The sequence below is a fragment of the Megalodesulfovibrio paquesii genome, from assembly GCF_054653055.1.
The window spans coordinates 181,722-192,734 of sequence record NZ_BAAIGQ010000001.1 but is presented as its reverse complement, the minus strand read 5'-3'; the positions used below and the strand labels follow the sequence as shown (position 1 = coordinate 192,734).

Sequence of the window (11,013 nt, the reverse complement as noted above, 5' to 3'; positions counted from 1 at the left end):
CGGAAATCCATGCCGCGAGTACAGGAGAATTCCTCAAAGCCACGTCCCGCATCGCCTCGCTGCCAGCTTGCGCCGGTGCTGTATCGGCAGGTCGCCAAAAAGATCGCCGACCACACGGGCATGGCTTACCTGACAGAGCGGCAGCTGGACTTTGAACGCCGTCTGGGCGCCGCGGCGGCAGATCTGGGACTGGAGCTGCAGCCTTTTGCCGCGGCTGTGGTGGCCGACACCCTCACCCCGGCCCAGTGGGACGTGCTAGCGGATCATCTGGCGGTGGGGGAGACGTATTTTTTCAGGGAAATGCGCACCCTGTCCATGTTGGAATCCCATGTGCTCCCCGGCCTGGCTGAACGCGCCGAGAGCCAGGGGCGCGGCCTGCGCATCTGGAGCGCCGGCTGCTGCACCGGGGAGGAGCCGTACACCCTGGCCATGATGCTGCACCGGGCCGGGCTATGGCGGAAGGGACGGGAGAATCTGCTCCTGGCCACGGACCTGAATCCGCGTTTTTTGCATAAAGCCAGAGAAGGCGGCTACCGGCCTTGGTCCTTTCGCGGTGCGCCGGATTGGTTGCTGGAGTATTTTGTGGAGGAGCCGGGCGGCCTCAGGCGCATCGCCCCGGCCATTCGCAAGATGGTCCGCTTTGAGCAATTGAATCTGGCGCATGCGAGCTGGCCAATCGAGCCGTATCGGGATCTCGATCTTATCCTGTGCCGCAATGTCCTGTTGTACTTTACCAAAGAGGGCATGCGCGCCGTCACCGGCCGCTTTGCCGAGCGGCTGTTCCAGGGCGGCTGGCTGGTCACGGCCCCGGCTGAGGCAGCGCATGTGCTGGATTTGGGGCTGTTGGCCCCAGTCCGCCTCGAAAGCACGCTGTTGTTTCAAAAAGAGGGCACCGGCACCGACCGGTACGGGCTCTCGGCCCACCCTTCGCAGCCAGCTGCGCGGCCGGGCACTGCACCTATGCCCATGGCGTCATCACCGGAATCAGGGCCGGAGGAGGGCAGGCCTGGGGCGCCGGCGTCCGTCTGCTTCCTGGCGGAGGGCGCGCCGGCACCTGCCGCACCGTCCCAAACCATGCCGACAGGTGTGCGCGGTGCGTCGGAAACGCAGGCCCTGCCCTTACAGGAACGCATTTCCCAGGCCGCAGCCCAGGCCAGCCGTCTGGCTGATGCCGGATGTCTGGAAGAAGCGCGGCGCTGGGTGGAGCTGGCCCTGGCGGAGGCGTCCATGACCCCTGCCTTGCATCATCTGGATGGCGTCATCCGCGCCGCCGCGGGCGAGCCGGATGCGGCGCGCAAGGCCTGGCGGCGGGCGCTGTATCTCGATCCCGGGCTGCTGGCCACGCGGTATCTGCTGCTCTGCCTGGAGCGCGAGGCCGGCAATGCGCCGGCTGTGGCCACCCATGGGCGGGTGCTTCTGGAGCAACTGCGGGATATGTCGCCGGATGCTCCGGCGCCCGGCACGGAGGGGCTTACGGCCGGCCGGCTCAGAGAGCTTGTGGAACAGGTCCTTTTCATGGAATAGTGCATCCGCATGTCTGCCACACTTTGCCTGCTCACTTCCAATGCCGATGCCGTGCTCGCCCGGCGTGCCCGAGAGCTTGCGCGTTCCGGAATGCCGGATGACCTGCAGCCGCATACGCTGACGGACGATACGACGCAGATGGCGCTTTTTTTTCGGCTGGGCGAAGAGTACTTTGCTGTGGATGTGCGGCATGTGCTCGGGGCCGGGCATGAGGCGCATGTGCTGCCCCTGCCGGGTACGCCATCGTTCATTCTGGGGGTCATGCTTTGGGAAGGCCGCATTCTGGCGGTGAATGACCTGGCGCAACTGCTTGGCCGGGCAGGAGAAACCTCATCCGAGACCACCGAAGGGGACCAGAGCCGGCACACACGGCTGGTGGTGGCACTGCAGGGGCCTGATCCGGATGCGCCGCAGTTGGAACTCCTGGTGGAGGTGGATGCCTTGCTGGGCGTGGGCGGGCTGCGCAAGGATGTGCTGCCCGGCGGGGAGCGCTGGCGGCCACCGCCCCCGGCTCCGGGCCGGCTGGGCCACTGTCGCTGCGCCCTGGTGACGCAGGAAATGGTTCTGGAACTGCCTCCTCCGCCTGCGGCTATTTCTGTGCTCGACATGGTCACGCTTCTTTCGGACCCGGAATTGCAGCCAGGCGGTTGGAGCTGAGCACACCGCCTGTGCGGTCTGCGCCCACAATTCGGCTTGTCCGCAGCGAGGAGAGCTTGCATGCATTGGAAAAATCTGTCCATCGGCTCCAAACTTGCCCTGGGCTTCGGCCTGGTGCTTTTGCTGCTGGTGCTTTTGGGCTTCAGGGCCGTGCGCAGCACCGAGGAGGTGTTGTCCGGCATGCACGACGCCATTGATTCCGCTGCGGATGTGTATGCGCTCAAGGCCGTGGAAGCGACCCACATGGCCTGGTCCGCCGAGGTGAATCAGGGCCTCATCCTGGGACGGCTGGACACGGTGCAGGCGCAGACTGATCACACCCTGTGCGAATTCGGCAAGTGGTATTACGGCCCGGACCGCAAAACCCTCGAAGCGGATCATCCGGAACTGGGGCCGGCCCTGCTGGCTCTGGAAGGCCCGCACCGCGCGGTGCATGAATCCCTCATCGAGATGCAGGAACTGTATGCCAGGGAAGGCGAGGCTGGCTTGCCCCGGGCGCGCGAGATTTTTCTGAGTCAGACCCTCGTCTCCCTCGAAAAATTCAGGGGTGGCCTCAAGGCCCTGGAAGGACAGGTGATGGGCATTTCCCACTCCGTGCGGCAGCAGGTGGAGAAGGAAGCCCAGCAGGATCTCTGGCTGATGCAATATGGTGCGCTGATTGCCGTGGTGCTTGGCGTGATCATGGCCATTGGCATCGGCAAGAGCATTGCCGGCCCGCTCACCCGCGTGGTGACCGCCGCCGATGCCATCTCCCTGGGCCACCTGCACCCCGAGGTGGGCGACATGACCCGCAAGGACGAACTGGGGCTTCTGGCCCAGTCGTTTCAGCGGATGATTGGCTCCTTGCAGCACATGGCCAAGGTCATGGAAAGCATTGCCTCCGGGGATTTGCGGCATGAAATCCCCATCCGTTCCGCGCAGGACGAGTTCGGCAACAGCCTCAAAACCATGAACGGCAAGCTGAGGGAGCTCGCCAGTCAGATTCAGCAGGCCATGAGCACCCTTGGCGCATCCATCAACCAGATTTCTGTCACCACGGCAGAGCTTTCCTCCAGCGCTGCGGAAACCGCCGCAGCCATGAGCGAAACCACGGCCACGGTGGAGGAGGTCCGCCAGACGGCCGCCCTGACCCACCAGAAAGCCAGGGGCGTTTCCGAACGCTCCAAAGACGCCGTCCGCGTGGCCCTGGAAGGCAAAACAGCCACGGACGCCGTGTTCCAGGCCATGTTCCAGATTCGGGAAAAGATGGATTCCATCGCCCAGGGAATCATCGTGCTTTCCGAAAAAAGCCAGCGCATTGGCGATATCATCCTTGCCGTGAATGACCTGGCCGACCAGTCCAACGTGCTGGCTGTGAACGCGTCCATAGAGGCCTCGCGCGCGGGCGAGGAAGGCCGCGGCTTTGCCGTGGTGGCTCGGGAGATTCGCAGCCTGGCCGAGCAGTCCAAGCAGTCCACGGCAGAAATCCGCGCCATTCTGGAAGAAATCCGTAAGGCCACCACGTCCGCCGTGCTCAGCACCGAGGAAGGCGGCAAGGCTGTGGCCCGCGGGGAGACCCAGGTTTCCCAGGCCGCGCAGGCCATCCAGGGGCTGGTGGACGTGGCCAGCAAGGACGCCCAGGCTGCGGCGCAGATTGCCGCCTCCAGCCAGGAAGAACTCGCCGGCATGGAGCAGGTGGCACAAGCCATGGAGAGCATCCGCCTGGCCTCGGACCAGAATGTGGAAAGCGCCCGGCAGCTGGACCAGTCCCTGCACGATCTCGGAACCCTGGCCGAGCAGATGACCTCGCTGCTGGCCAAGTACAAGATTTAGGGACCGGAACCCACCGGCATGGACGAGGCACGGTTTTTTCAAAAACTCAGGGCTGCGTTTCAGGCGGAAGCCGCGGAACGCATCGCCTCCCTGGAGGCGGCTCTGGACGTGCTGGACGATGCCCTGACCCTTTCGGATTATCGTCAGCATCCCGAGGCCCGGCCGCGTCTGGAGGCCATGTACCGGGAGTTGCACAGCCTCAAGGGAGCCGGGCGCACGGTGGAGTTGCCTGCGCTGGAGTCCCTGTGCCAGGGGCTGGAGTCGGCGCTGTGGCGCATCAAACGTGATGAGGCGGTGCTGGAATATCCGCTGTTGCAGCAGCTGCGCGAGGCCGTGGTGCTCATTCGCAGCATTGTTGCCGCAGCGGCCAGCGAAGCCGCCGGTCCGTCCGTGGCCATGGTGAAGACCTTTTTGGGGCGGTTAGAATCTCCAGAAAATTCAGCTGTTTCTGTGGTGGGCGCATTTGCCGTCCCCCCGCCTGCGAGCGCAGAGGCGCCAGACAGCTGCTCCGCCTCGGGGCCCGAGCTGGTCGGTCCGCCTTCTCTTGCCTCCCCGCCGCAACCCCTGGGTTCTCTGGATACCGCCACCGTCCGGCTGCCCACCGCCGCCCTGGAAGCGCTGCTGGGCCAGGTGGAGGGCCTGCTCACCTCCAAGAGTGCTGCCAGCCTGCACACGGCGGTGGCGCGCTCCTTGCGGGAAGATCTCGGCGGCTGCCTGCGCGCGGCGGAGGGGACAGGCCATCAGGCAACGCTGGAGCATCTGGTCCGGGAGAGCGAATCCCTGACCAAGGCCCTGACGGTGCATCAGCGGACCATTGCCGCGGTGGTGGACGAGTTGCTGGAATCCATCACCCAGACCTTGCTGCTGCCCTGGAATGCCTTGCTGGAGGCCTACCCGCGCATGGTGCGGGAAATTGCCGCATCACAGGGCAAGCAGGTGCAGCTGGTGGTGCAGGGGGCAGATGCCTCCATTGACCGCCGTATCCTGGAACAGCTTGGGGATGCGTTTTTGCATCTGCTGCGCAACGCCGTGGATCATGGCATCGAAACGCCGGAAGCGCGACTGGCTGCCGGCAAGCCGGCCCAAGGGCGCATCGACATCCGCATAGAGGTCCTTGGCGGCGACCGTACCCGCATCGTCATTTCCGACGACGGCCGGGGGGTGGATTTCGAGGCCATCCGTCGCAAGGCCGTGCAGCACGGGATTTTTTCGGCGGAAGAAGCTGCCCAACTGGATGAATCCTCCCTGCTGGAGCTTATCTGGCGGCCGGAGTTCAGCACCAGGGATCATGTGGACAGCATATCCGGCCGTGGCCTGGGCATGGATATTGTCCAGAGCAAACTGGCCCGGGTGGGCGGATCGGCCCAGTTGCGGTCCACCCGTGGTCGGGGCAGCGTGGTCTCCCTGCATCTGCCCCTGACCCTGATGCGCTTTGAGGGGCTCGTCATCATGAGTGGCGGGCGGCGTTTTGTGGTTCGCAAAAGCGAGGTGCTCCGGGTGGTCCAGGCGCCACGCGCCCTGGGAGAGGCCACGACAGAGACCGGAAGCTCCACCTCCTGCGCTGCCTGCAGTGGCATGCTGGTGCTTGATGGGGCCTTCATTCATGTGGCGTCCATGGCCAGACTGCTGGGACTGGAGCAGGAGACGGCCCAGCGGGAAGGGCGCACCCTGGCCGAGGAGCGCCGGCCCGTGCTCATTGTGGGTGAAGATGCAGATGCCCGCGCCGCCGGTTCGGCCGTGAGCCATGGCGCCGATGCCATGGGCTTGATGGTTGATGCCATCATCGGGGAAACCGACGTCACCTTGCGCGGACTGGGCCCCCAGCTGGCCGGTTTGCGCGGGGTGCGGGGCGTGGTGCTCATGGGCGATGGCGCCCTGGCGCCCGTGCTGAACATGATCGACCTGCGCCGCATGGCCAGGGAAGGGGTTGCCGTGGGACGCCGGCCAGCCAGGATACCCGGCCGGCCGGGTGCCATGGCCGACCCGGCCCGTCCGCGCCGGCCGCGGCGGATCATGGTGGCGGAAGACTCCATCACCTCCCGCATGCTGCTGAAAAATGTTCTGGAAACAGCAGGGTATGTGGTGCTCACCGCCGTGGATGGCCAGGAGGCCCTGGAACGCCTGCACAGCGCAGCCAGACGGCAGGACGCTGCCGGCACGCCAGAGGCTGTGGACGCATTGGTAAGCGATGTGGAAATGCCGCGCATGGACGGCTTTGAACTGGTGCGCCAGCTTCGCGCTGATGCCCAGCTGGCCGCCCTGCCTGTGGTGCTGGTGACCTCCCTGGCCGATCCTGCCCATCAGGAGGCCGGCATGCAGGCCGGGGCGGATGCCTATATCGTGAAAAGCCGGTTTGATCAGAGCGATCTCCTGCAGACCTTGGCCAGGCTGCTGCCGGCCGGTTGATTGATCCTTTGCTTAAAGGATGGTGGGTGATGATATCGGCTTCACCGGCCCCTCGGGGCGACTCCACATCTGGACGCGGTTCTTCTGCAGAAACGCCGCCCGTTCGCGTGCTTGTGGTGGACGATTCCGCCTGTGTGCGCCAAGCCCTGTCCGACATGCTGGAACAGCACGGCCGCATGACCGTGGTGGGCCAGGCGGCCAGCGGCGTGCAGGCCGTGGCCCAGGTCAAGGCCCTGCACCCCGATGTGGTGACCATGGATTTCCAGATGCCGGACATGGACGGCCTGGAAGCCACCCGGCACATCATGGAGGAATGCCCCACGCCCATTGTACTGGTGAGCGCCGTGCTCAATCCCCAGGAGGCGACCTCCCTGTTCATGGCCCTGGACGCCGGCGCGCTGACCCTGCTGCAGAAACCGCGGCTGGGGGAGGCGGAATACGCTGCCTCCGTGGCCCATCTGGTGGAAACTGTGCAGCTCATGAGCGAGGTGCGGGTGGTGCGGCGTTTGCGGCGCAGCACACGCGGGGGGACGAAAGGACGAGACGTCCGCCCGCCCGCCCGTACGCCCGCCCAAAGGCCTGCCCATGTCCCCGGCGGCGTTTCCGCCGGCATCTCCGGCCAGTCTGTGCTGTCCGAATCAGGTCGGCAGGAGCCTCCGCCCGCCCACTATTTCGATGTGCTGTGCATCGGCGCCTCCACCGGCGGTCCCCAGGCGCTGGAGCAATTGCTCTCCAGGCTGGATCCTGGGTTTCCCCTGCCCGTGTTGGTGGTGCAGCACATTGCCCCGGGATTTTTGCCAGGGCTGGTCAACTGGCTGAATCAGACCTCCGCCCTGCCGGTGCGCATTGCCCAGGCAGGCATGCCGCTGCGTCAGGGGGTGGTGTATTTTGCTCCGGATACCCGGCACATGGTGATTTCACGAGCCATGACCGTGGCGCTTGAAGACACCGCGCCGGAGGAGAGCGTCAAACCAGCCGTGAACAGACTGTTCCGCTCGTGTGCATCGCTGTTTGGCAAACGCGCCATTGGAGTGCTGCTGACCGGCATGGGACGCGACGGCGCTGTCGGCCTGAAGGAACTGAAAATTGCCGGGGCCATGACCATTGCCCAGGACGAGGGCAGCTGTATCGTCTTTGGCATGCCCGCCCAGGCCGTCAAGCTGGGTGCCGTGCAGAAGGTGCTTCCGCTACAGGAAATTCCCGGCTTTCTGAACTGGCTGACGTTGGGGCGGTAGCGCGCAGTGACTTGCCTGCTGCTGCCAGCCAGACTTGCCAGCCAGCCATGCCATGGCGCCACCCCGCGGCATGTTCTCCCCCGAGTGGCACGCAACCGATGAGCCGCAGAGAATGAACACACACTCCACATCAGCATCAGGATCAACGCAATGCCCGGCGCCCGTTGTCCTGCTGGCAGAAGACAGCCCCACCCAGGCGCTCAAACTGCAGTTTCTTCTTGAAGACGCCGGGTACACCGTGCTGCAGGCCAGCGATGGCGAACAGGCACTCGCCCTGGCCCTGGACCGGGAGGCGCCGCATCCTCCCTCCATCGTGGTCACGGATATCCTCATGCCCTGGCTGGATGGCTACCAGCTGACCAAGGCCCTGCGTCAGCATCCGGCCACCGCCAGGCTGCCGGTGCTCCTCCTGACCACCTTGCGCGACCCTAAAGACATCGTCCAGGGCATGGAATGCGGGGCCGACGCCATCGTCACCAAACCATATGATGATGAGCACCTGCTGGATCAGATCGCCCGACTCCTGGAAAACGCCAGCACACAGGCACCTCCCTGCTTTGAAGGGCGCGAGCTGGACGTGCCGGCGAATCCGAACCGGCTCTTTTCCCTTCTGCTGTCCACCTACGAAAGTGCCATGGCCCAGACCCGCAAGCTGGACATGGCCTACAGCACCCTGCGGCAGCAGGAGATGCTGCTGCGGGAAATTCTGCGCTCCCTGCCTGCCGATCTTGCCGTGCTGGACAAGGAAGGCCGGGTGCTGGCCTCCAATGTCAATCCGGATCGTTCCTGTTGCGAGGCCGGCTGGTGCGCCATTCTGGGCCGGCAGGGCGTCAACGTCCTGGAGCGGTGGTCCGAATTGGATTCCTCGGCCACCGCTGCCGAGGCGGGAGACGCAGGCGACAGTACGTTAGCCAAATCTTGCCTCATGTGTCGTGAATCCCGCAGCCTGACCGAGGAAATGCAGCACTTGCTCCAGGGGCAGCTGGCCTCGGTGTCCCGGGAGGTCGCCTGCCTGGCGCCCGGCCTGTCCGGCCGTGCCTGGACCCTGCTGCGCGCCGCGCCCATGGCCTGGGACCAGGGCGGCGCCGTCATCTCCCTGACGGACATCACGGATATCAAGAGCGCCCAGCACGAAATGCAGGCCCAGCGCTCCCTGATGGAAACCATTCTGGCCAACACGCCCGATGGCATCGCCCTCAAGGACCAGCAGCTCGTCTATCGTGTGGCCAACAAATCCTTTTGCGACATGGTGGGCAAGCCCAGCGAGGAGATCATCGGCAGGACCGATCGTGAGATCTTCCCGCTTCCCATGGCGCTGTTGTTGGAGGCCGCGGATGAACGGGCCATGGCCCGGGCCGGCGCAGCCCCATCAGATGAGGACGTGGAGGATCTGGAACTGCCCGCCGCAGCCGAAGGCCAGCCGCCGCGCTGGGTACAGCTGCTGCGCGCGCCCATGCTGGACGGTTCTGGCAAGCCGGGCGGCGTGCTCTGCTCCATGCGCGATGTCTCACAGCGCAAACGCATGGAAGAGGAGCTGACCCAGGCCAAGGAGCTTGCCGAACGGGCCGCCCTGGCCAAAAGCGAATTTCTTTCGAACATGAGTCATGAAATTCGCACCCCGTTAAGCGGCGTCATCGGCATGGCCGATCTGGTGCTTGCCGGTTCCCTGGACATGGAGCAGCGCGGGTACATGGGACTGCTCCGGCAGTCCGCCCAGGGGCTGCTGGTGTTGCTGAATGATATTCTGGACTTGTCGAAGATTGAAGCCGGCATGCTGGAGATACGGGAGGCACCGTTCAACCTCTCGGAACTGCTGGAAATGGTACGTCAGGCCTTCGAGTTGTCTGCGCGCACCAAGGGGCTTTCGCTGGAGGTGACTGCCGCGCCGGAGCTGCCCTCCCATCTGGTGGGCGACCCGGTCCGGCTCCGCCAGATTTTGTTCAATCTGGTCGGCAATGCCCTCAAGTTCACTCCGGCCGGGCGCGTGTTACTGCGGGTGCGCTGCGAGCCGGCAGAAGCCCCCTCGTCTGAAGAGGGCCTTTCCGACTCCCTGGCCCTGATTCTGGAAGTGGAGGATACGGGCATCGGCATTCCGGAATCCATGCTGAACAAACTGTTCCGCCCCTTCTCCCAGGTGGATGCGTCGCTGACCAAAAATCATCAGGGCGTGGGATTGGGGCTGACCATCAGCCGGCAGCTGGCCCTGCTCATGGGTGGCGACATTTCGGTCCAAAGCCGGGAGGGGCAGGGCAGCCGGTTCTCCGCCCGGGTGCTGGTACGCGAGGCAGACACGGCGAACCTGCCCGCCACTCGCAGCGGGCAGGATGCGGCAGGGAGACATGCCGCGGTCACCCTGGAAGAAGTTGACCAGCTTGAGGAATTTGCCGCGGCCATGGCCGGGAAGGCCAGGAGTTCCCGGGAGGAACGGCCTCCCTCCCGCCGCCTGGCCGTGCTCCTGGCCGAGGACCACATGGTCAACAGTCTCCTGGCCGCACGACTCATTGAACGCCAGGGCCACACCGTGGCCACGGCCGCCAATGGGGCCGAAGCCTTGCGTCTGCTGGAAAAGTACGACTTTGACTGCATTCTCATGGACATCCAGATGCCCATCATGGATGGCCTGGAAGCCACCCGCCGGATTCGCGCCGGCAAGGGGGCGTTTGCCGATCGTCCGGGCTTTGACAGAAACCTGCCCGTCATCGCCTTGACGGCCCACGTCATGCGCGGCGACCGGGAGCGGTTTATCGAAGCAGGAATGGATGACTATTTGGCAAAACCCCTGGACAGACTACAGCTTCTCAATATATTGGAAAGAATATCATTGCGACGGGCTGGTGATGGTCGGTTTCTGGATGCATCGAGAGACGGAGCGCTGCAAAAGCATGGTACTGCAGCCTCACCTGGGGAGGGCATTCTTTCGGGGCACGAACACAAGATTCCTTCACTTCGCCATGCCCCGGCAAAGGGGGAGGATGCTATGGATACAAATGCTCCCAGGGAACAGGCTCCGCAAGGAGAACAACCCCTGGTGCTGAATGTTGCGGCCACGTTGGCCCGCATTCATGGGGACGACGAGTTTCTTGCACTGTTGTACAAGACTTTTCTTGACGACTTGCAAACACGCATTGCCAAATTCCAGACCACCCACGCGCAGGGGGATTTCGCGGCACTGCAAAAGCAGGCGCATTCCCTCAAAGGTGCGGCGGCCACGGTGGATGCCGAGGCCGCCCGGCTGGCGGCCCTGCAACTGGAACTGGCCGCCAAACAAAAAGACGACGCCGGCACATCCGAGGCACTGCAGGAACTGGTGCTGCAACTGGAGCTGTTGCAACAGGCCATGCGCGACATGCTGGCGAAATTGCCACTCCCATGAACACGC

General features: G+C 64.5%; 6 protein-coding genes. All 6 read left to right on the top strand.

The annotated features are described in order from the left end of the window. Nucleotides 1-9 precede the first annotated feature (9 nt). The 6 genes from ACYQ00_RS00870 (at nucleotide 10) to ACYQ00_RS00845 (ending at nucleotide 11,007) form a co-directional block, all read left to right on the top strand. Entirely contained in the window at nucleotides 10-1,524 is a 1,515-nt protein-coding gene (locus ACYQ00_RS00870) for a CheR family methyltransferase (RefSeq protein ID WP_460030345.1), read from the top strand. 9 nt (nucleotides 1,525-1,533) lie between these two features. Further along, nucleotides 1,534-2,181: a chemotaxis protein CheW gene (locus tag ACYQ00_RS00865; RefSeq protein ID WP_460030344.1), complete on the top strand. Its 648-nt coding sequence runs from the start codon at nucleotides 1,534-1,536 to the stop codon at nucleotides 2,179-2,181. A gap of 60 nt (nucleotides 2,182-2,241) precedes the next feature. Beyond that, a complete protein-coding gene (locus tag ACYQ00_RS00860) occupies nucleotides 2,242-3,993 on the top strand; it encodes a methyl-accepting chemotaxis protein (protein ID WP_460030343.1) in 1,752 nt (583 codons plus the stop codon). Between the two features lie 18 nt (nucleotides 3,994-4,011). Next, nucleotides 4,012-6,399, top strand: a complete 2,388-nt coding sequence (locus tag ACYQ00_RS00855; protein ID WP_460030342.1) for a hybrid sensor histidine kinase/response regulator — start codon at nucleotides 4,012-4,014, stop codon at nucleotides 6,397-6,399. Nucleotides 6,400-6,428: 29 nt separating this feature from the next. Beyond that, a complete protein-coding gene (cheB, locus tag ACYQ00_RS00850) occupies nucleotides 6,429-7,634 on the top strand; it encodes a chemotaxis-specific protein-glutamate methyltransferase CheB (protein WP_460030341.1) in 1,206 nt (401 codons plus the stop codon). A gap of 112 nt (nucleotides 7,635-7,746) precedes the next feature. Next, nucleotides 7,747-11,007, top strand: coding sequence for a response regulator (locus tag ACYQ00_RS00845; protein WP_460030340.1), 3,261 nt, complete (start codon nucleotides 7,747-7,749; stop codon nucleotides 11,005-11,007). Nucleotides 11,008-11,013 lie beyond the last annotated feature (6 nt).

Coding starts and splice junctions, on each gene's coding strand:
- ACYQ00_RS00870 (WP_460030345.1), top strand. CDS start 10: ATGCCGCGAGTACAGGAGAATTCCTCAAAGCCACGTCCCGCATCGCCT.
- ACYQ00_RS00865 (WP_460030344.1), top strand. CDS start 1,534: ATGTCTGCCACACTTTGCCTGCTCACTTCCAATGCCGATGCCGTGCTC.
- ACYQ00_RS00860 (WP_460030343.1), top strand. CDS start 2,242: ATGCATTGGAAAAATCTGTCCATCGGCTCCAAACTTGCCCTGGGCTTC.
- ACYQ00_RS00855 (WP_460030342.1), top strand. CDS start 4,012: ATGGACGAGGCACGGTTTTTTCAAAAACTCAGGGCTGCGTTTCAGGCG.
- cheB (WP_460030341.1), top strand. CDS start 6,429: ATGATATCGGCTTCACCGGCCCCTCGGGGCGACTCCACATCTGGACGC.
- ACYQ00_RS00845 (WP_460030340.1), top strand. CDS start 7,747: ATGAACACACACTCCACATCAGCATCAGGATCAACGCAATGCCCGGCG.